Source organism: Streptomyces sp. NPDC094034 (assembly GCF_040303865.1).
GTDB lineage: Bacteria > Actinomycetota > Actinomycetes > Streptomycetales > Streptomycetaceae > Streptomyces.
In genome coordinates this window covers 17,174-38,058 of sequence record NZ_JBEOUD010000060.1, presented here as the reverse complement: position 1 = coordinate 38,058, position 20,885 = coordinate 17,174, and the positions used below count along the sequence as shown (strand labels likewise).

Genomic DNA, 20,885 nt, shown 5'->3' with positions numbered 1-20,885 from the left:
GGCCTCGGCGCTCCGTGGGGGGGGTGGGGGCCGCCCCCCCCCCCCTCGACCGGACAGGACCTAGGAACACAGCGGTACGACGGGCACGCCCTCGCGCGCCGCCGGCGCGTGGAACTCCCGCACCAGCGTGCCGCCGGTGCCCTTGCCCTCGGACAGGGACTCAGCCCTCGGCGTCGCCCCGCCGGTCTGCCGCCAGCGCCCTGGCGCGCTTCTCGATGATCGCGATCGCCGCCGCGGCGCTGACCGCGAACGCGACCGGGATCATCCAGGGCTGGTCGAGGCGGTGGCGGGTGGCCTGGTCGAGGGAGTAACGGCCCGCGCCCATCAGGCCGATGGAGGCCGCGGTCCAGCCGAGGAGGGCCGGGTATTCGAAGCCGCCCGACTGGGCGAAGAATCCATGGGGGACATGCACCGACATGGCTCCCGCCATGCCGCCCGCCGCCGCTGCCCCGGCCGCCGGTACGGCGAGGCCGAGTGCCAGCAGTACGCCGCCCCCCGTCTCGGCGAGCCCGGAGGCGATCGCGCTCGGTCTGCCCGGCCGGAAGCCCATCGCCTCGAACGCCCGGGCGGTCGCGTCGATCCCGTCGCCGCCGAACCAGCCGAACAGCTTCTGGCTGCCGTGCGAGGCGAGCACCGCTCCGGTGCCGATCCGCAGGGCGAGCAGGCCGAGATCGCGTCGGGTGTGACAGGTCATGGCGGGCTCCGGGAGCGTGGGGGCGGTGCGCGGGCGTACGACTCCACTCTCCGTGGCGCGGCGCGTACGAGGGCGGCGTTGCTGAGCCGTACGGGTGCCACCGAACTCCACCCTCGCCCTGCGACCGCTCCGCTGAGCCCGCCGGCCACCGGGCCCGGGGGCGAAGGCCGTAGGCGCCTCCGCCCCCTCGGGGCCGGCAGCCGTGACTATCGGCCGCAGCGCAGCCCGCGTACATCGACGGTGTCGCCCATGACCTTCATCCCCGCGTCGTTCGGGTGCAGATGGTCCCCGCTGTCGTACGCGGGCAGGATCTTCGACGGCGCCGCCGGGTCCTTGACCGCGGCGTCGAAGTCCACCACCCCGTCGAACGCGCCGCTCTCCCTGATGAAGGTGTTGACCTCCTGGCGGACCGCTTCGCCGCCGGCGTTCCACTCCCGCCAGCCCTCGTACGGCATGACGGTCGCGCCCACCACACAGGCCCCGGCCGCATGGGTCCGGGCGATGATCTCCCGGTATCCGGCGATGACTTGGGCGGCCGTGGGCGCCGGGGTCGCCTTGATGTCGTTGACTCCTTCGAGCAGGATCACCGTGCGCAGACCGCGCTGCGACAGTACATCCCGGTCGAGCCGCTTCAGCGCGCTCTCGCCCGCCCCGTCGGAGAGGACCTTGTTGCCCGAAATCCCTTCGTTGGCAACGCCCTTGAGGGAGGTACGGCGATCGCTCAGGAGCCGGTCGGCGAGGAAGTCGGGCCAGCGGCGGTTGGCGTCTGAGGTGGAGATGGCGCCGTCCGTGATCGAGTCACCGAGCGCGACGACGGCCCCGGTGCCGCGCGGGGCGTCGACCACGACCGCGTCGAGGTAGTAGCGGAAACCGGTCTGCTGGGTGAAGGGCGTGGCGGTGTCCTCGGCCGCGTGGTCACCGCCCGGCGCGATGTAGGAGGTCTGGAGCCCCATCCGGTGCCCGGTGGCGGTTCCGGCCGCGTCCTGTACGTACACGCTGATGGCCAGGTCGGACTGCGGACGTACGGTACCGGGCAGCGGATCGCTGTATACGGAATCGCCGGGCGGGACGGTGACCGAGGCGGCGCCCCGGAAGGACAGCGCGCGGTTGCTGCCGGGCACCACGGCCGCGCCCGAGGCCCGTACCCCGACGTAGGCGCGCCCGAAGGTCACCGGCTGCTCACCGAAGGCGTTCGACAGCCGGATCCGCAGCGCGCTGCCGCCCGCGCTGGTGTGGACGACGACCCGGTGGGTGCGCGCGGGCACGGCGGCGTCGAGCCGGTCGGCGCTCGCGGCCCAGGTGACGACGGGGGTGGTGGCGGCGGAGGCGGCAGCGGGGGCCGCGGCCTCAGGCACGGCGGTGGGGACGGGCAGGGCGGAGGACGCGGTCGGGACCGCGAGGACCGAACAGAGAGCGAGAACGGCAACGGCGACCGTGCGCCGGACGCGTCGGGGTAACTCCGGTCTGTTCATTGCGGGGTGATCCCTCTCATAGCGGAAGTCGTGCCCATGTCATTCATGGCACGGATGGAAAGCGCTTCCGGTTCGATGCTCGAAGGCGTGCGGCCGATACCTGACCGCGTCACAATGGAAACGGCCACTGAACGACGCCGTGCGCGTACGGACCGATCGCCACGGCGTCCGCCGGACGGAGGAGGTGCGTCGTGCCGACAGCCGGCACCACCCGCGAGGCCGTACGGGACCTGCTCGACACCCTTGGCCGGACGTACGCCGACGAGGCGGGTATCCATCTGCGTGACACCCCGCAGCCGCTCTACCAATTGCTGGTGCTCTCCTGTCTGCTGAGCGCGCGCATCCGCAGCGGGACCGCCGTCGCGGCCTCCCGCGCGCTCTCGGACGCCGGACTGCGCGACGCGCGCCATATGGCGGACGCCACCTGGCAGCAGCGCGTGGACGCGCTGGGCGAGGGCGGCTACCGCCGCTACGACGAGCGCACCGCGACCCAGCTCGGCGTGGGTGCCGAGCTGCTGCTCAAGGAGTACGGAGGGGATCTGCGCCGGCTCCGCGAGGCCGCGGCGGGTGACATCACCACCCTGCGGTCGCTGCTCCGGGAGGTCCCGGGGCTCGGCCCCGTCGGTGTGGACATCTTCCTGCGCGAGGTCCAGGGGATCTGGCCCGAGGTCGCCCCGTACCTGGACGCGAAAGCCCTCCAGGGGGCGCGCGGGCGCGGGCTGCCCGACGAGCCCACAGCGCTGGCGCGGCTGGCCGGTGACACCGATCCGGCCCTCTTCGCGGCGGCGATGGTACGGGCGGCCCTGGAACGGAAGAAGCGGGACTGAGCAGGGAATCGCGGTGACCGACGGTGCCCGGAACCGTCGGTCAGCCGCATACCCCTGGTCCTGTGCAGCCCTGCCCCTGTCCGACACCTCAGCCCTGCGGCGGCCTGTCGTTCCCGGGCTGGTCCGCGCCGAGTTGCTCGTTGATCTTCTTCTGGGCGGCGTCGACCTGGCCGCTGTACTTGTTGCCCGTCTTCCGGTCGAACGCGTCGCCCGCCTTCTCCACCCCTTGGCGCACCTGGCTCTCATGGCCCTTCAGGAGGCTCTTCAGCTTGTCGAGCATCGACATGGTTCGGCTCCTCGCTCGGAACGGTGGTCAGGTCCACCATCACCGCTGCCGGGCGATCCCGCATCCGCAGCGGCAGGGGGCGGCGCGATCCCCCGCCGCGGCGCGTCACGGAGCGGCGTTGAGCAGGTCGAGGGCGCTGTGCTGGCGCGCGGCGTCCGCCTTGTCGAGCGGACCGTTCCAGCGCAGCCCGTACTGGTCGAGCGGATTGCGGTCCCGGGCGTACGCACTGTCGGCCTGCTTCCTCAGATACGCCGTATAGGGGTGGTCGGCGAGCGCGGCGTTGAGCTTGCCGAGCCCTCGTACATGCGCGCCCTTGAACGACGGTCCGTCGGCCCCGCAGTCCCCGCCCTCGCAGGGATCGCGCAGCACGCCGTCCGTGGTGTGCAGGGCCGGGGTGGTGGTGGCCGCATCGGCCAACTGGCGTGCTGTGGTGAGGAGTTGGCCATCCTGGGTGGCGCGGTGCAGCTCGGTGAGCGCGCCGAGCAGCACGCCCTGGTTGTACGACCAGACGGTGCCGTTGTTGTTGCGGCAGGTGCCCAGATCGATGCCGTCGTTCACCAAACGCGAGCCGTTGACCATCCCGGTCCCCTGGAACCAGGACCAGCCGGCGCGGGCCCGGCCCAGATAGGCCGTATCGCCCGGGATCCGGTTGTGGAGCGCCGCGTTGAGCTGGATGTAGAGGGAGTTGGCTATGGCGTTCTTGTAGGTCCTGGCCGTACTCCACCACACACCGCCGCCGCAGGTGCCGTCCCAGTACGCGGCCATGTGGTCGGCGTCCGCGCGCGCGGTGTTCAGATAGCGGCTGTCGCCCGTCAGGTCGTACGCGGCGACCCAGGCCAGGCCCCACCAGCCGGTGTCGTCGATGTAGTCGTTGCGGAACTGGCCGTCCGCCGCGCCCAACTGACGGTTGTAGGTCTCGGAGATGGCGTACCGGTAGCTGGGCATGCCGGTGACCCGGATGTTGTCGATGACCGCCGTGAGGGCGTTGGCGGAGTTCCACCAGCCGCTGGTGTCGAACAGACCGGTGCCGTTGTTGTAGAACTGCATCTGCGCGGTGGCCGCCGCTGTCCGCCGGTCGTACGCGTTCCACGTGGTACGCGCCCACGGCGTGCACGCGATCTCCGTACGGTCGCCGGCCTTGCCGCAGGCGCGCAGGGCGCCGACGCCACGGTTGTTCCAGTCGTCCACGTTGTACATCAGGGTGCGCCAGCCGCGCTGTCCGGTGGGCACGGTGGTGACACCGAGGCGGCTGCCGGAGCTCCAGGTGCGCCCGCCGTCGAAGGACCGGTCGAGCCAGACCTCGTCGCCCGGGTTGCCATTGCCGATCGAGGCCCAGCCCATCGCGTCACGGTCGTCGAAGTGCAGGGTGATGGCCCGCGAGAAGAGCGTGGCGGTGACGGGGGTACGTTCCTCCGGCGCGAGCGCGGGGTCGCGGGCGTCGCAGTACGCGTTGCAGATGGTGGCGGCCACCGCGGCGGGCGCGGGAGCGGAAGCGGCGGTGGCCGCGGGGGCGGAAGCGGGGGCGGAAGCGGGGGCGGAAGCGGGGGCGGAAGCGGCCGCGGCTTGCGGGTTCACCGCCGCGAGCGTGCTCATCACCAGTGCGGTGACGGTCGGTGCCATCAGATGACGTATCTGGGCTGACAACGTTGTCCACATGGGCCACTCCGTGATCGGGCGACGCGGATGAGGGCGGACGAGTGCGTGAGTGAGCGCTACCGGAAGGTACGACCATGACGCGACCACGTCAACGTGCCCGACCGGGTCAATGGGGCGGACCCTGGGCTCCGGCCCCCGGCCGTCCGTCGGACAGGCTCCGGCGGTACGGTGACGCCCCGTCGCCCTCCCTGTCCACCTGGGGCAGGATCCGGTCCAGCCACCGGGGCAGCCACCAGGCGCCGCTCCCCAGCAGTGTCATCACCGCGGGCACGAGCAGCAGACGGACGATCGTGGCGTCGATGAGAACACTGACCGCCAGACCGAGGCCCAGCATCTTCACCACGATGTTGTCGCTCAGGATGAACGCGGCGAAGACGCTGACCATGATGAGCGCGGCGCAGCTGATCACCCGCGCCGTGATCTCCAGACCGAGCGCCACGCTTGCCTTGCTCTCGTGGGTACGCAGCCAGGACTCCTGGACCCGCGCGAGCAGGAACACCTCGTAGTCCATGCTCAGTCCGAAGACGATGGCGAACATCATCATCGGCACATAGCTCTCGATCGGCACCGTCCCCGAGATGCCCAACGAGGGCCCGCCCCACCCCCATTGGAAGACGGCGACCACCACTCCGTACGACGCGGCGATCGACAGCAGATTGAGCACGGCGGCCTTGAGAGCGACCGGCAGGCCCCGGAACACGATCAGGATGATGAGGAAGGCCAGGGCGACGACGACGCCGATGATGAGCGGCAGCCGGCCGGTGATGAGATCGAGGAAGTCCTCCATGGCGGCACTCACACCTGTCACATATGTCCTCGCGCCGGTGCCCGACACGGCTCCGGGCAGCACGTCGTCCTTGAGATGGTGGAAGAGCGCGGTGCTCCCCGCCGACTGCGGAGAGCCACTGGGGATCGCCGTGGCGGTGAGCAACTGACCGTCGGGGGTGGGCTGGAGAGGGGTGACACTGGCCGCGTCCGGGACATCGGTGAGTGCCCGATCGAGCCGGGAGGCCAGGGCGGGGCGGTCGGCCGCCGGCACCGCGCTCTGGTCGACGACGAGGGTGAACGGCCCGTTGGCGCCCGGTCCGAAGCCCGCCGAGATCAGGTCGTAGGCGCGCCGGTCGGTGAAGCTGGTGGGGTCGGCGCCGTCGTCGATATGTCCGAGACGGATGGAGAACAGCGGGATCGCGAGCACGCCCACCGCCACGAGTCCGGCGAGCAGGAACCACCAGGGGTGGCGTTCCATCCGCTGGGCGTACCGGTGCCAGCCGTCGTGCGTCGCCCCGTCGGCCGACTCCGGGCGCTCCCTCCGTTCCCCGCGCTTCACACTGTTCGGGGCAGGCGCGGGGTCGCGTTCCTGACGAGGCGCGGGGTCACGTTCCGGACGTGGCGCGGGGTCGCGTTCCTGACGAGGCGCGGGGTCACGTTCCGGACGTGGCGCGGGGTCGCGTTCCGGACGTGGCGCGGGGTCGCGTTCCGCGACCGGCCGGCGGACCCAGTAGCGGTCGATACGGCGCCCGGCGAGTCCGAGCAGCGCGGGTACCAGCGTGATGGCGCCGATGACAGCGGTGACGACGGTGACGACGGCGGCGACGCCCAGCTTTCCGATGAAGCTGAGCTGCGACACATACAGCCCGGCGAGAGCGACGATGACGGTGCAGCCCGAGACGATGACGGCGCGGCCACTGGTGGCGACCGCCCGGCCCGCCGCCGTCACCGGGTCGGCCCCGTCCAGCAGCCGCTGCCGGTGACGGGTGATCAGAAACAGCGCGTAATCGATCCCGACGCCCAGACCGATCATGGTGGCGAGGGTCGGCGAGACGCTGGCGAAGGTGGTGGCCGCGGCGATCAGACCCAGACAGCTCACCCCGACGATGACCCCGACCAGCGCGGTGACCAGCGGAATCGCGGCGCCGATGATACTGCCGAAGCCGATCAGCAGGACGATCACCGCCACGGCGAATCCGATGGCCTCGCTGGTCAGATCGGTGGGCACGGGCCGGGCCAGTTCGCCGAGCAGACCCCCGTACTCGACCTGCACACCGGCGGCGCGCAGCGGCTGGACCGCCGCGTCGACCCCGCGGAGATAGGAGCTTCCGAACGAGGTGGGGTTGGCGTCGAACTGGATGCCGATGTAGCCGGTTCTGCCGTCGGGGGTCAGCGCCCCGGTGGGCGGTGCGGAGGGCGTCGGGGGCAGGGGGCTTGTGACGGACAGTACGTGCGGGAGCGTCCGTAGCGAGCCGACCGCCCCGTCGATCTGGCTCCGTACGCCGGTCAGCGGCCCCCGCGCGTCGTACAGCACCACCTGGGCGCCGATGCCCGCCGCCCCCGGGAGATGCCGGCCGAGCACCCGCGCGCCGTCGTCCGACTGCGTACCGGGGAGCGAGAAGTTGTCGGAGTAGGTGCCGCCGAACGCGGTATTGAGTCCGTGCAGCCCGCCGAGCGCGATGAGCCAGACAACGATGACGGTGATGAAGTGCCGGGCGCACCACTCCCCCAGCCGCCGTAGCCGACCGGCGCTGTCCTGGCTTCCCGGGTCTTTCACTTCCGTACCGCCCTGCGAAGTCATACGTCCCCCCGGAGGGCGTGAACATCGGTGAAACCCGGCAAATGCGGCCATTTTATACGCTTCATCAGAAATCTAGCCGTTCAGGGCTTTTGCCCGGCGTGGCCCGCCCTCCGTCGCCTCAACTGACCATTCCCCGCAACCCTCTTGACGGGGGCACGTCGACCTGTATGGTCTAGTCCAAGTGGTCGAGACCTTTCCGGATGCAACGTCATTTCCACCGCGTCCGCGAACGGAATCCACCGCCGCCCTTCGCGCCTCTTGGCCCCACACTCGAGAGGCCGACCCGCCGTTCCCGGATTCCCCCACGGATCCGGCGATCGCGGGAAGACCTGATGTGAAGGAGTACCCATGCACACGAAAAGGAAGCTGGCCGCCGCACTCGGCGCCGTCGTCGCTCCCGTTCTCGCCGTGAGCCTTCCCGCGAGTTCCGCGAGCGCCCACGGATATATCTCCACACCGCCGAGCCGGCAGGCGCAGTGCGCCGCCGGAACCATCAGCTGCGGTGACATCAAGTATGAGCCGCAGAGCGTGGAAGGGCCCAAGGGGCTCACCAGTTGCAGCGGCGGGAACTCCCGGTTCTCCGAACTCGACGACGACTCCAAGGGCTGGACCGTCACGCCCGTCGGCAGTTCCACGTCATTCCAGTGGAAGCTGACCGCGCGTCATTCCACCAGCACCTGGCAGTACTTCGCGAGCGGCCAGAAGATAGCCGAATTCAACGACAACGGCGCGCAGCCGGGCGCGACCGTGACCCATCAGGTGAACTTCGGCGGCCTGTCGGGCAAGCAGAAGGTCCTGGCGGTCTGGAACATCGCCGACACCGCGAACGCCTTCTACGCCTGCATCGATGTGAACGTCGGCGGCTGAGCGACCCGCTCCTCCACGGGCCGGGTGAGCCCTGGCACCCCACCCGGGGCTCACCCGCGCCCGCCCTCACCGCCTCTTCACCCGCCACCACCCCCCACCACGTACGCATGGGCCGTCACGCGTTCGGCGGCCGGAACAAGAGAGTGAGTCACTCATGCGTCAGCGCCTCATCGGGCTGGTCACCGCGACGGCCGCCGCCGCCGCGTTCTCCCTGCTGTCCCTCGCGCCCTCCTCCGTGGCGCAGCCGTCCTCGCAGTCACCGCGGGCGGCGGCCGATTTCGTCGTCAGCGAGGGCCAGTTCAACCAGATGTTCCCGAACCGGAACCCGTTCTACACGTACAGCGGTCTGACCGCCGCGCTGAGCGCCTATCCCGGCTTCGCCGGTACGGGCAGCGACACCGTACGCAAGCAGGAAGCCGCGGCGTTCCTGGCCAATGTCAGCCACGAGACCGGTGGTCTGGTCCATATCGTGGAGCAGAACACCGCGAATTACCCGCACTATTGCGATGCGACGCAGCCCTATGGCTGTCCGGCCGGAAACGACAAGTACTACGGGCGCGGGCCGATTCAGCTCAGCTGGAACTTCAACTACAAGAGCGCGGGCGACGCGCTCGGTATCGATCTGCTGAACAACCCGGATCTCGTGCAGAACGACTCGGCCGTGGCGTGGAAGACCGGACTCTGGTACTGGAACACCCAGAGCGGGCCCGGAACCATGACACCGCACAACGCGATGGTGAATGGCGCCGGATTCGGCGAGACCATCCGCAGCATCAACGGCAGCATCGAATGCAATGGCGGAAACCCCGGCCAGGTGCAGAGCCGGATCAATAATTACACGAGCTTCACCCAGATCCTCGGGGTGGAGACCGGTGGCAATCTCAGTTGCTGACGCAGACACCGAAACGTACCGCCGCACGTACCGCGCGGCACGGATAGGCGCGGTGTCGCCGGCTCCTGGCCGGTGGCACCGCCCCGTCCGTCAGCCGCGCCGCTCCCTGACCGTGAGCCGGTGGGTGCCCGCCGGGCAGTGGTACCGCGCGCCGAGCGGGTCGGGGACCGCGTCGCCGGAGGCGGCGGCTCCCACGAGCAGTACGTTCCAGGGCAGCTCGCTCCCCGTCTCGACGACGACCTCCGCGCCCGAACGCCGGACGGTGAAGACCGCCGCGTCGCCGGAGCCGTCCTGGGTCGGGACGGCGGTGACGGTCTCCGACGTACCGTTCGCCGGACCCCGCGCGTCCACTCCGCCCGCTCGGTCCACCGCGGTCGCTGCGTCCACTCCGTCCGCCGGGGCGTACACGCACAGCGTCACGCCGTCCGCCCACGCGTACCGCGGCCCCTCGTCCACCGCCCCGAACGGGATCACCGCGCCGGGCCGCGCCAGCAGCGGCAGCGTGTCGAAGCCATGTGTCTCACGGCGCCAGCCGGGGCCCGTCACCCGCGCGCCGGTGAGGACATGGGTCCAGGTGCCCGCCGGTACGTAGTACTCGACCGTGCCGTCCTCGGTGAAGACGGGCGCCACGAGCAGATCGTCGCCGAGCATGTACTGCCGGTCCAGCGCGCGGCAGGCGGGGTCGTCGGGGAACTCCAGCAGCATGGCCCGCATCACGGGCGTGCCGGTGTCCCTGGCCTGGACCGCGGCGCGGTACAGATACGGCATCAGCCGGTGCTTGAGCCGGGTGAAGGCGCGGGTGACGGAGACGGCCTCCTCGCCGTAGTCCCATGGCACACGGTACGACTTGCTGCCGTGCAGCCTGCTGTGCGAGGAGAGCAGTCCGAACTGCACCCAGCGCTTGAAGAGCGCGGGCGTCGGAGTGCCCTCGAACCCGCCGATGTCATGGCTCCAGAAGCCGAAGCCGGACAGGCCGAGCGAGAGTCCGCCGCGCAGCGACTCGGCCATCGCCTCGAAGGTCGACTCGCAGTCACCGCCCCAGTGCACCGGCAGCCGCTGCCCGCCCGCCGTCGCGGAGCGCGCGAAGACGACGGCCTCGCCCTCGCCGCGCTCTTCGCGCAGGAGCTCGAAGACGGTCTCGTTGTACAACTGCGTGTAGTAGTTGTGCATACGCTCGGGATCGGCGCCGTCGGACCACACCACATCGGTGGGGACACGTTCGCCGAAGTCGGTCTTGAAGCAGTCCACCCCCTGGTCGAGCAGGAGCCGCAGCTTCCCCGCGTACCAGTCACGGGCGGCCGGACTGGTGAAGTCGACCAGCGCCATGCCGGGCTGCCAGCTGTCCCACTGCCAGACGGAACCATCGGGCCTCTTCAGCAGATGCCCCGCGGCCATTCCCTCGGCGAACAGCGGGGATTTCTGCGCGATATACGGATTGATCCAGACGCAGACGCGCAGTCCGCGTTCCTTGAGCCGGGCGAGCATGCCCTCGGGGTCGGGGAAGACCGCCGGGTCCCAGACGAAGTCGCTCCACTGGTACTCGCGCATCCAGAAGCAGTCGAAGTGGAAGACACTGAGCGGGATCCCCGCGTCGGCCATCCCCGACACGAAGCGGCGCACCGTCGCCTCGTCGTACGCGGTGGTGAAGGAGGTGGACAGCCACAGGCCGAAGGACCAGGCGGGCGGCAGCGCGGGGCGGCCGGTGAGCGCGGTGTAGCGGGCCAGGACATCCCGGGGGCCGTTGCCGTGGACGACGAAGAACTCCAGCGTCTGGTCCTCGACGCTGAACTGGACCTGTCCGACCGCCTCGGAACCCACCTCGTACGAGACCCGGCCGGGATGGTTGACGAGGACTCCGTAGCCGCGGTCGCTGAGATGGAACGGCACGTTCTTGTACGCCTGTTCGCTGCTGGTGCCGCCGTCCGCCTGCCACAGGTCGACGCTCTGGCCGTTCCTGGTGAACGGGGTGAACCGCTCACCGAGCCCGTACACGCCCTCGCCGACCCCGAGCGCGAGTTGCGCGAGCATGAAGTGGCGGTTCTCGGCGTCGGTCATGAAGCCGGTGCCGCGCCGGCCGATCGACGTCAGGACCTGCCCGTCGGCGATGAAGTCCAAGTGCCACGGGGCGGCGGTGTCGGTCCGCAGGGAGAGCGCACCGGAGACGAGTTCGATCGTCGAGCCCTCCCTGACCACCTTGGCCGGCGGGCCGTCCTGCCCACAGGCGAGCGCGAACTCCGGCTGCCGGTGGCCTCCTCCGCCGTGGTGGGTGCAGCGGACGCCGATCACTCCCTCCGCCGGGGACCAGCACTCGACGGTCAGCAGCGGGCTGTTGAGCGTATCGCCGCGATGGGTGACCCGGGTGACGGGCGCGTAGAGCGTGAACCGGTCATCGGCCACCACGGCGTCGGCCACGGAGAGCGCGTAGTGCGCGGTGACACCGGCGCGCAGTTGCCAGTGACCGTCGGTGAACTTCATCAGTGCTCCTGCTCCTCGATCCGGGGCGGCGGGGGTGGAGGTGTCGCGTCGTACAACCGAACCGAGGGGAATCGAATCGATTCGATGGGACGATGCGACGATGCTAGGCGCTCGGTACCCGTTTCTGAACCCCGACTCGACGTGGCCATGGGCCGCCAGGAGTTCCGGCCGGCGGACTCAGCGCGCCGGCGAGCCGATGGGGTCGGTGCCCGGCAGCAGCACCGGACGTATCAGCAGATGGCCCACGGACGCGGCGAGCAGCCGCGGGCCGGCCGCCCCGCCCCGCCCGGTGGCCTCGCGCAGCGCCTCGGCGGCGTTCACGGCGAGCCGGGTGACTTCGGTGGCGAGCGTCTCGACGGGCAGTTCGATCCGGGGCAGCCGACGACTCGACGGATCGCCGGGCAGGGTGCCGATCACCACGACGGTGAGGTCCTCGGGGACCCGTAGACCGGCCGCGGTCATGGACGTCAGGATGTGATGGTGCGCCGAGGGATGCTGCACGATCAGGGCGGTCGGTGGCCCTCCGGCTCCCTGGTCCGCGCGGTCCCCGAGCAACGCGCCGAGCCGATGGGCCAGTCTGCCCGGGTCATCGACGGAGTGGACCACCCTGACGACGGCGCCGGTGGCACGCGCGCCCCGGCGGGCGCCCGCGATCCCGCGGAGCGCGTAACTGCGCCGACTCCGGACCTCTGATTCACCCGGCGCCAGATACACCAGCTCGCGGTGTCCCGCCGCGGCCAGCTCACCCACCGCGAGGGCCGCGGCCTCCTCCCAGTCCAGATCGGTCCACGGCAGGGCGTCCTCGTCGGCCGGCCGCCCGATGAGCGCGGCGGGGAAGGCCAGTTCCCGTACGACGTCGATCCGCTCGTCCTCCATGTCGACGGCCATCAGCACGGCCGCGTCGGCGAGCCCGCTGAGCGCCACCCGCCGCAGCCCACCGGCCTTGTCCTGGGATGTGGTCAACAGGAGGTCGTAGCCAAGCGCGTTGGCGGCGTCGCTGACGTCGATCGCGAACCGGCCGTCCACGGAGTTCTGGAGTCCGGCCGCCCGGGGCAGCGCCAGGGCGAGCACCTGCGTACGACTGCTGCGCAGCGTCCGCGCGCTCGCCCGGGGGTGGTAGCCGAGGGCGTCCACGGCCTCCTGTACGCGCCGACGTGTCTCCTCGGAGATACTGCGGGCGCCGTTGAAGACATACGAGACGGTGCTCGGCGCGACCCCCGCCCGCCGTGCGACGTCCCTGATGGTAGCCATCCTCGACCCTTCGACGATGTGGGTACGACGCCGGAGAAGATCCGGGGAACGCGCGGAAGCCGCCGTTCACCATGGTATCGAACACCCCTGTGGCGTCCGGGAACACGGGCGGCGGGGCCGGCCCGTGCGGGCATGCGGCGGGGCATCCGTCCGGCGTGACGGCGACCCGGGGAAGATGAACCTACGAGCCGACCGTGACAACGCAGATGGAGGAGTGCGCAGATGGCACACGAGCGAGCGGGACAGCAGGCGCGGCCGGAGGATCTCATCGATGTCGCCCGGCTGGTGACCGCCTACTACGCGCTGCACCCCGATCCGGGGGAACCGGGCCAGCGCGTGGCGTTCGGGACTTCCGGGCACCGCGGTTCGTCCCTGGCCACCGCGTTCAACGAGGACCACATCGCGGCGACCAGCCAGGCGATCTGTGAGTACCGGAGCCGGCAGGGCACCGACGGGCCGCTCTTCCTCGGCGCCGACACACACGCGCTCTCCGAGCCCGCGCGGGTGACCGCAGTCGAGGTGTTCGCCGCGAACGGGGTGACCGTGCTCATCGACAGCGCCGACGGCTACACCCCCACACCCGCCGTGTCACACGCCATCCTCACCCACAACCGCGGCCGCTCCGCGGGCCTGGCGGACGGTGTGGTCGTCACCCCGTCCCACAACCCGCCCAGCGACGGCGGGTTCAAATACAACCCGCCCAACGGCGGCCCGGCAGGCTCCGACGCGACCAACTGGATCCAGGACCGGGCCAACGAGATCATCACGGGCGGTCTGAAGGACGTACGGCGCATGCCCTACACCCGTGCGCTGGCCGCGCCGTCCACCGGGCGTCACGACTTCCTCGGCACATATGTGGCGGATCTGCCGGCCGTACTCGATCTGGACGCGGTGCGCGCCGCGGGCGTCCGCGTCGGCGCGGATCCGCTGGGCGGCGCGTCGGTGGCGTACTGGAGCCGGATCGCCGAGGAGCACCGGCTCGATCTGACGGTGGTCAATCCGCTGACCGACCCCACATGGCGGTTCATGACGCTGGACTGGGACGGCAAGATCCGGATGGACTGCTCGTCGCCGTACGCGATGGCCTCACTGATCAAGCGGCGCGACGAGTACCAGATCGCCACCGGCAATGACGCCGACTCCGACCGGCACGGCATCGTCACCCCGGACGCCGGACTGATGAACCCCAATCACTATCTCGCCGCCGCCATCGCCTACCTCTACGCCCACCGTGAGCGGTGGCCCGCCGGGGCGGGCGTCGGCAAGACGCTGGTCTCGTCCGGGATGATCGACCGGGTCGCCGCCGACCTCGGCCGTGAGCTGGTCGAAGTGCCCGTCGGTTTCAAGTGGTTCGTGGACGGGCTGATCGGCGGCTCGCTCGGCTTCGGCGGTGAGGAGTCGGCGGGGGCGTCCTTCCTGCGCCGCGACGGCTCGGTGTGGACCACGGACAAGGACGGCATCATTCTGGCTCTCCTCGCCTCCGAGATCCTCGCGGTGACCGGCCAGACGCCCTCGGAGCGGTATGCGACGCTCACGAGCCGCTTCGGCGAGCCCGCCTACGCCCGTATCGACGCCCCGGCGACCCCGGCGGAGAAGGCGGTCCTGGCCCGGCTCTCGCCCGAGCAGGTCACGGCGGACACCCTCGCCGGAGAGCGGGTCACCGCCGTGCTCACGGAGGCGCCGGGCAATGGCGCGCCCATCGGCGGCATCAAGGTGACCACGGAGAACGCCTGGTTCGCCGCGCGCCCCTCGGGTACCGAGGACGTCTACAAGATCTACGCCGAGTCCTTCCAGGGACCCGAGCATCTCGGCCGGGTGCAGGAGGAGGCCAGGAGCGTCGTCTCCGCAGCGCTGAACGGAGCCTGACGGCGACGGCTCGGGTCCGGTACGGACGGTACGGACGGTACGCCCTCTGATACGGGGCGTACCGTCCGGTGCGGCGGTGCGTACCCATCCGTACCCCGTCACGCGGCCGGGAGCGCCAGTTCCGCCCAGATGGCCTTGCCGCTCGGGATCTGGCGGGTGCCCCAACGATCGGTGAGCCGGGCGACCAGCAGCAGGCCGCGCCCGCCCTCGTCGTAGACCCGGGCCCGGCGCAGATGCGGCGCGGTGGTGCTGGTGTCGGAGACCTCGCAGGTGAGCGCGCGGTCACGGATCAGCCGCAGCTGGACAGGACCCTCGGCGTGCAGGATGGCGTTGGTGAACAGCTCGCTGATCACCAGCTCGGTGGTGAAGGTCAGCTCCTCCAGCCCCCACGCGGCCAGTTGGGTGATCGCGTGGTCACGGGCGTCGGCGACCAGCGCGGGCTCGGCGGGCAGGTTCCAGGTGACGACCTGGCCGGCATCGAGGGCGCGCGTGCGGGCGACGAGCAGGGCCACATCGTCCACGGGGCGGGGCGAGAGCAGCGTCCTGAGGACTGTGTCGCAGGTGGTCTCCAGCGAGGGGGACGGATGCGTCAGGATCTCGCACAGCCCGTCGACTCTGGTGGTGCTGTCCTGCGCGCGGCCCCCGATCAGACCATCGGTGTACAGGACGAGCGTGCTGCCCTCCGGGATCTCGAACTCGCGTGGCTCGAAGGGCAGATCGCCCTGGCCCAGGGGCGGGCCGCCGGGCAGGTCGAGCAGGCTGACCGTGCCGTCGGGGGTGGCAAGGGCGGGCGGCGGATGGCCGGCGCGGGCCGCGCTGAGACGGCGGGACACCGGGTCGTACACCGCGTACAGACAGCTGGCGCCGATATCCGCGTCGCTGACCGGGTCGGTGTTCTCCGAGGCCAGCCGCCCCACCACATCGTCGAGATGGGTGAGGAGTTCGTCCGGGGGCAGATCGATGTCCGCGAGCGTACGGACCGCCGTACGCAGTCGCCCCATGGTGGCGGAGGCGTGGATGCCGTGCCCGACGACATCGCCGACGACCAGTGCCACCCGGGAGCCGGAGAGCGGGATGACGTCGAACCAGTCGCCGCCCACGCCGTACTGGGAATCGGCGGGCAGATAGCGGGTGGCGACCTCGACGGCCGACTGCGGGGAGATTCCGCGCGGCAGCAGGCTGCGCTGAAGGGTCTCGGCGGTGCCCCGTTCGCGCGTGTAGCGACGGGCGTTGTCGATGCAGACGGCGGCGCGGCCCACGAGTTGCTCGGCGAGGGTGAGGTCGTCCTCGGTGAAGCTCGTCGCGTGCCGCCGGCGGGAGAAGAGGGCCACGCCCAGGGTGCTCCCACGGGAGACCAGTGGCGCCGCGACCAGTGAGTGGACACCGAGATCGGGAAGCCGGCCGGCCTGTCCGCGATGCGCCATCCAGGCGTGATAGCCGGGGTCCCACGGCCCGGTGAGCACCGCCCTGCCGGTGGCCAGACAGCGGGCGGGAGGCGAGGCTTCCGGGAAGCTCACGGCCTCCCCGATCCGGATGGCGGCCTCCGGGGCCTCCCGCGCGTGGGCGGACTCGTGCGCGACCCTGCGCATCAGGATCTCGCCGGAGGCGGGAACGGGGGTGGGCTCGTCCCCGTGCAGCACCGAGTCGAGCAGATCGACACTGATGAAGTCGGCGAACCGGGGCAGCGGCGCACTCGCCAGCTCCTGGGCGGTACGGGTCACGTCGAGCGTGGTGCCGATCCGCATACCCGCCTCGTTCAGCAGGGCGAGGCCCTCCCGGGCCCAGTACTCCTCGCTGATCTCGAATCCGGTGAGCACGATGGCGGTCACCCGGCCCGCCCGATCCTTGAGCGGGGCCAGGGAGAGCCCCCAGGCACGATCACGTTTCTCGGCCGATGCCCGGTGGAAGGTCCGCGCTTCCACCGCCTCGCCCGTGCTCAGCACCGCCCGCAGCGCCCGCAGGACATCCGCGTTGGTGCGACTCCGGGGCAGGAATCCGGTCCCCAGGGCCCGCATGTCGTCCTCCGTGCGCCCGATGGCACGGCACAGCTCCCTGTTGGCGTGCAGCAGCCGCAGGTCCGGGCCGTAGATCGCGATCGGCACCCCGGACTCGGTGAACGCCCGCCGCATCAGGGCCTCGTCATGCTCGGGCCCAGGGGTGGCCGCCGCGGCGGCCAGCAGCCAGCGGGTGCTCTCCTCGCCTGTTCGCAGGGGGAACGCGAGCAGCTGCACCTCGCGTCGGCCGCCGTCCCGGTGGTGTGCCATCAGCCTGCCGCTCCACGGCTCCCCGCCGGCCAGCGCCCGGCGCGCGGAGTCGGGCGGATCGGCCGAGAGCAGCGCGCCCACCGCGCGTCCCACGGCTTCGGCCCGCCGGTAGCCGAGCAGGGCCTCGGCGCCGGCGCTCCACCGCGCGATGACGCCCTTCGCGTCGACCGCGGCCGTGGCCCACCCCGCGCCGCCTGGGGGCACGTCCCAGGCCTCTCCGGAGACCACGTCGCGCGTGTCATCCATATGATCTCTCCCCGCCGGGCGGCTGCCCTTCAGGTGCTCGGACGACCGAAGTCAGGTGCTCGGACCACCGGAGCCTTCGCAGGCCGTGCGCCACATTCCGACTTTACGCAGATAGGCCCCTTTGGTCGATGTTTACCCCATGTGGCCCCTCTGGACACCGGGCGCGTCCGGCGGGCGGCGAAACCCCTCCGTCTCACTCTCTGGACGGCATCCCAGTATCCGAGAGATTTCGCCGGCCGACATCCTCGGGGTCGGGCAGCCCGCCGTGTACGGAGCGCTCACCGAAGCACCGCCGAATGACTTCCGGTGATCACGTCGGCGGCGGCCCGAATTCCCGCGCGGTCGCCGCGCCAATGCCGCGGCCCGGCGCCACTGATTAGCGCAACTCGCCGTGTGCCGCTCATTCACACCTCCAGAACATCATCAACGGCCGGCGCCGCCAAGGGAATAACGACACATGGCATTCAACCCGGCGGTGGGCAAAGCCGATTCTGGAGGAGTCGCGGAACGACCGGCCACCGCGCCTCTTCGAAATCCGCGTGAAGATTGACAGCGCCGGGCCCGAGCGCGGGGCCGACCGAGTGCCCGATGTGGCCAAGCCCACATTGAGTGACATTTGTCAGATGGCGGCGCCCCGAGGGGTCTTTCACGTCGGACAGATCGCACAGTCAGAGCGTGCGCGTCTCACATGAGCTCCGAATCCGCGCTTCTCCCGCGAACGGCTCAGGAACGGGCGTCCGCGCAATCGCATCGATCCCGCCAATTCACGCCGCGCTTCGACGGCTCGGGGCGGCGTCCGCCCAGGCCGGACCGTTCGTACCGATCGCCCTCGGGCATCAAATCCCGCCTGTTTGCGTCAACCGACTTCCCCCACCGCCGATTGTGTGAGCACAGCCCCTGGGAGGACGGTTCGGACCGTGACCGGGTCATGCCTCGACGGATATGCGGGTAGTTGCCAAAGTCATCCGCGGCGGTAAAATTTCACCGCGTTTCGCTATTGCGTACCTGTCTCGTGCCATGAACGGCAGTACGCGCCAACCAGGGGGGTTTTCCACGTGCTCGCGCACCACGATGCCGCGCGGCCGGAGTTCACGCGGCGGCGGATCTTCGAGGGGTCCGCCCGCCGGCGCCTCATCGGTCTGCCGGTCATCGGTCTGCCGGACACCCGGCGATGTCGGTGCCACGCCCGTCCGACCGGGCCCCTCACGCCTCTCCGATGAGAGATCCGCACCGAGCATGGGCCCACGGCTGCCCACCCAACAGCCGTGTCGCAATTCCGCACCTCGATGTCAGTCAGCACCCTGACCGGGGTGTCCGACCTGCCGAAGGGGAACCATGCCTCATATCTCCGTCCTCGTCGCCGGCGAGAGCGCCTTACTGCGCGACGCTCTGACAGAGCTGTTCCACACCCAGGCCGATATCTGTGTCCTCGGCCAGACCACCGGCGAACACGAGACCTTGTGCAGGGCGGCGGCTCTGCACCCCCATGTCATCGTCCTGGAGCCGTGGGCGGACGGAGGCGCCGTGGTCCGTACGGTCCGCTCGCTGCGCCGTCTCGACCCGGGATCGGCCGTGCTCGCGCTTCCGGCGCGCGGCGCTCTGAAGGACCGGCGTGCCCTGGAGGCGGCGGGGGTGCACAAATATCTGCCGCGGGACGCGGGCTGGGACGTCCTGCTCGCCGCCGTACGCTCGCTCGCCCCCGCGGCCGTACGGAACGCCGTCAAGAGACCGGTCCCCGCGCTCTCGCGCCGCGAGACCCAGGTGCTGCGCGGAGTGGCCACCGCCATGACGAACCAGCAGGTGGCCAACAGCCTCGGCATCACGACCGGCACCGTCAAACGGCATCTGCACGCCGCCTTCCGCAAACTGGACGCGGTCTCCCGGCTCGACGCGGTGACCCAGGCCGTGGCGGCCGGGCTCATCATCCTGCCAGCGCCCGGGTCGGTCGGCGGGGCGGGGGCGGTGGGGGACGCTTCCGGCACCCGGTGCCCGGAGTCCTGACCTCAGCGGGACCGGGGCACCGGCGTCACCAGGGGACGGGGCCGGAGTTCCCGAAGAAGCCGCCGGTGGGACCGCCGCCGCCTCGCGTGGCCATACGGACGATCACCTCGGCGCCCTCCTCGACCGTCTGGACGCCCCGGTGGCCGTTGAAGTCGGTGGCGGTCCAGCCAGGGTCCACGGCGTTGAACGTGATCTCCGGGAACGCTTTCGCGTACTGCGCGGTGATCATGTTCAGGGCGGCCTTGGAGGAGTTGTACCCCGGGCTCGGGTAGTACACGGGCAGCAGCGACTCGAAGCGCTCGGGCTCGGCGGCGATGGCCAGCGATCCCAGTCCGCTGCTGACGTTCACCACGGTGGGGGTCCTACCGGCCCGCAGGAGCGCCAGGAACGCGCGGGTGACCCTGACGGCTCCGAACACATTGGTGTCGTAGAGCGTCTTCATGTCGTCGGCCGTCAGATCCTCGGCCTCTTTGAGGGGGCCGGTGATTCCGGCGTTGTTGACGAGGACGTCCACGTGCCCGATCTCCTCGCGGACCCGTTTCGCCGCCGCCAGGACGGACTCCTCACTGGTCACGTCGAGTTGGACGAAGCGGGCGCCGATGCGTCCGGCGGCGGCTTGTCCGCGCCCCGGGTCCCGTGCCCCCAGGAGGACCGTGTGGCCCGCCTCGGTCAGACGCCGGGCGGTCTCGTATCCAAGCCCCTTGTTGGCGCCGGTGATCAGTGTCGTGGTCATGCTCTCGCCTCTCCCGTTCCCTTCTTCCCGCTGTCGTTCCTGGGCGTCGACGGGGCGCCCACGGCTGTACGGCCCCTACGAGGCGTCCGCGGCCCGGGGAGCGTAGGCGCGCAGGAACGTGTCGACGGCGGACCGTCCCACGGTGCGCAGTTCGGCGTCGGACACCTTGCGCGTGCCCAGCCGGGTACGCAGCTCCATCGGGCCCGTGAGCAGTGCGAGGAACTGCTCGGCGGCCAGGTCGGGGTCGCTGGTGTGCAGACGCCCGGAGAGCGCGAAACGTGCCAGGCGGTCGGCGAGAGCGTCGTGCAGCCGCTGAGCGCCCTCGCGCTGGATGGTCTCCAACAGGTCGGGGAACCTGGCCGCTTCGGCGTTGAGGAGCCAGCGCAGCGCCTGGGACTCCTGGTCACAATGGTTCTTCAGAATGCGGTGGCCGGCTTCCTCCAGTATGGGGCGCACATCGCCCTCGGGCTCCCGGAGTTGTTCGAGCGCCGCCATCGCCGCGCCGCTCGTACGGCCGACGGCGGCCAGCATCGCCTCGCGGAACAGCGTTTCCTTGTCCCCGAGATGGTTGTAGATGGTGGGCTTGGCCACGCCCGCCTCGGCCGCGATCTCCCGTACGCAGGACTGTCCGTACCCCTCTCGGGCGAACGTCCTGAACGCGGCTTCGAGGATCGCCTGCCGCTTGTCGATGCGCCCGCGCGACGCCTCGCGTCTGCTCGCGTTTGAGGTCTTGGCTCCGTTCACCCGGCCATCGTACCGCGGCACTCCCATACGTGAACCAGTCGG

15 protein-coding genes and 1 pseudogene are annotated in these 20,885 nt (G+C 70.7%); 5 read left to right on the top strand and 11 right to left on the bottom strand.

All coding sequences use genetic code 11. The annotated features are described in order from the left end of the window. Nucleotides 1-66: 66 nt before the first annotated feature. From ABTZ59_RS33785 to ABTZ59_RS33775, 3 genes and pseudogenes are all read right to left on the bottom strand, one after another. Nucleotides 67-150 (bottom strand): annotated as a pseudogene (locus ABTZ59_RS33785) (GNAT family N-acetyltransferase); the annotation flags it as partial. A 10-nt stretch (nucleotides 151-160) separates the two neighbouring features. Further along, on the bottom strand, nucleotides 161-694 hold the full coding sequence (locus tag ABTZ59_RS33780; protein WP_351423259.1) for a DoxX family protein: 534 nt from the start codon (nucleotides 692-694) through the stop codon (nucleotides 161-163). A gap of 206 nt (nucleotides 695-900) precedes the next feature. After that, nucleotides 901-2,166, bottom strand: a complete 1,266-nt coding sequence (locus ABTZ59_RS33775) for an SGNH/GDSL hydrolase family protein (protein WP_351423256.1) — start codon at nucleotides 2,164-2,166, stop codon at nucleotides 901-903. 191 nt (nucleotides 2,167-2,357) lie between these two features. On the opposite strand from ABTZ59_RS33775, the gene ABTZ59_RS33770 reads away from it, so the two are divergent. Then, complete coding sequence (locus ABTZ59_RS33770; protein WP_351423253.1) at nucleotides 2,358-2,993, top strand: endonuclease; 636 nt, start codon at nucleotides 2,358-2,360, stop codon at nucleotides 2,991-2,993. A gap of 88 nt (nucleotides 2,994-3,081) precedes the next feature. Here the strand turns inward: ABTZ59_RS33770 and ABTZ59_RS33765 are convergent, their stop codons facing one another. The 3 genes from ABTZ59_RS33765 to ABTZ59_RS33755 form a co-directional block, all read right to left on the bottom strand. Further along, the gene (locus ABTZ59_RS33765) at nucleotides 3,082-3,279 is read right to left on the bottom strand and encodes an antitoxin (protein ID WP_351423250.1); all 198 of its coding nucleotides are present in this window, start codon (nucleotides 3,277-3,279) and stop codon (nucleotides 3,082-3,084) included. A 105-nt stretch (nucleotides 3,280-3,384) separates the two neighbouring features. After that, complete coding sequence (locus ABTZ59_RS33760; RefSeq protein ID WP_351423245.1) at nucleotides 3,385-4,935, bottom strand: glycoside hydrolase family 76 protein; 1,551 nt, start codon at nucleotides 4,933-4,935, stop codon at nucleotides 3,385-3,387. A gap of 106 nt (nucleotides 4,936-5,041) precedes the next feature. Beyond that, nucleotides 5,042-7,504: an MMPL family transporter gene (locus ABTZ59_RS33755; protein WP_351423240.1), complete on the bottom strand. Its 2,463-nt coding sequence runs from the start codon at nucleotides 7,502-7,504 to the stop codon at nucleotides 5,042-5,044. A gap of 348 nt (nucleotides 7,505-7,852) precedes the next feature. On the opposite strand from ABTZ59_RS33755, the gene ABTZ59_RS33750 reads away from it, so the two are divergent. After that, a complete protein-coding gene (locus ABTZ59_RS33750; protein ID WP_351423237.1) occupies nucleotides 7,853-8,371 on the top strand; it encodes a lytic polysaccharide monooxygenase auxiliary activity family 9 protein in 519 nt (172 codons plus the stop codon). A 154-nt stretch (nucleotides 8,372-8,525) separates the two neighbouring features. Next, a complete protein-coding gene (locus tag ABTZ59_RS33745) occupies nucleotides 8,526-9,263 on the top strand; it encodes a chitinase (protein ID WP_351423234.1) in 738 nt (245 codons plus the stop codon). A 90-nt stretch (nucleotides 9,264-9,353) separates the two neighbouring features. Here the strand turns inward: ABTZ59_RS33745 and yicI are convergent, their stop codons facing one another. Beyond that, complete coding sequence (gene yicI, locus ABTZ59_RS33740) at nucleotides 9,354-11,738, bottom strand: alpha-xylosidase (protein WP_351423228.1); 2,385 nt, start codon at nucleotides 11,736-11,738, stop codon at nucleotides 9,354-9,356. A gap of 177 nt (nucleotides 11,739-11,915) precedes the next feature. Further along, complete coding sequence (locus ABTZ59_RS33735; RefSeq protein ID WP_351423223.1) at nucleotides 11,916-12,989, bottom strand: LacI family DNA-binding transcriptional regulator; 1,074 nt, start codon at nucleotides 12,987-12,989, stop codon at nucleotides 11,916-11,918. 222 nt (nucleotides 12,990-13,211) lie between these two features. Between ABTZ59_RS33735 and pgm the strand changes: the two genes are divergently transcribed. Continuing rightward, nucleotides 13,212-14,855 carry a phosphoglucomutase (alpha-D-glucose-1,6-bisphosphate-dependent) gene (pgm, locus tag ABTZ59_RS33730; protein ID WP_351423220.1) on the top strand — a complete coding sequence of 548 codons (1,644 nt, stop codon included), beginning with the start codon at nucleotides 13,212-13,214 and terminating at the stop codon, nucleotides 14,853-14,855. Nucleotides 14,856-14,953: 98 nt separating this feature from the next. On the opposite strand, the gene ABTZ59_RS33725 is transcribed toward pgm, so the two are convergent. After that, nucleotides 14,954-17,365: a SpoIIE family protein phosphatase gene (locus ABTZ59_RS33725; protein WP_351423216.1), complete on the bottom strand. Its 2,412-nt coding sequence runs from the start codon at nucleotides 17,363-17,365 to the stop codon at nucleotides 14,954-14,956. A 1,335-nt stretch (nucleotides 17,366-18,700) separates the two neighbouring features. Between ABTZ59_RS33725 and ABTZ59_RS33720 the strand changes: the two genes are divergently transcribed. Beyond that, a complete protein-coding gene (locus ABTZ59_RS33720; protein ID WP_351423213.1) occupies nucleotides 18,701-19,366 on the top strand; it encodes a LuxR C-terminal-related transcriptional regulator in 666 nt (221 codons plus the stop codon). Between the two features lie 25 nt (nucleotides 19,367-19,391). Here ABTZ59_RS33720 and ABTZ59_RS33715 read toward each other — a convergent pair whose 3' ends face one another. Both ABTZ59_RS33715 and ABTZ59_RS33710 read right to left on the bottom strand, forming a co-directional pair. Next, nucleotides 19,392-20,099: an SDR family NAD(P)-dependent oxidoreductase gene (locus ABTZ59_RS33715; RefSeq protein WP_351423210.1), complete on the bottom strand. Its 708-nt coding sequence runs from the start codon at nucleotides 20,097-20,099 to the stop codon at nucleotides 19,392-19,394. 75 nt (nucleotides 20,100-20,174) lie between these two features. After that, nucleotides 20,175-20,843: a TetR/AcrR family transcriptional regulator gene (locus ABTZ59_RS33710; protein ID WP_351423204.1), complete on the bottom strand. Its 669-nt coding sequence runs from the start codon at nucleotides 20,841-20,843 to the stop codon at nucleotides 20,175-20,177. Nucleotides 20,844-20,885 lie beyond the last annotated feature (42 nt).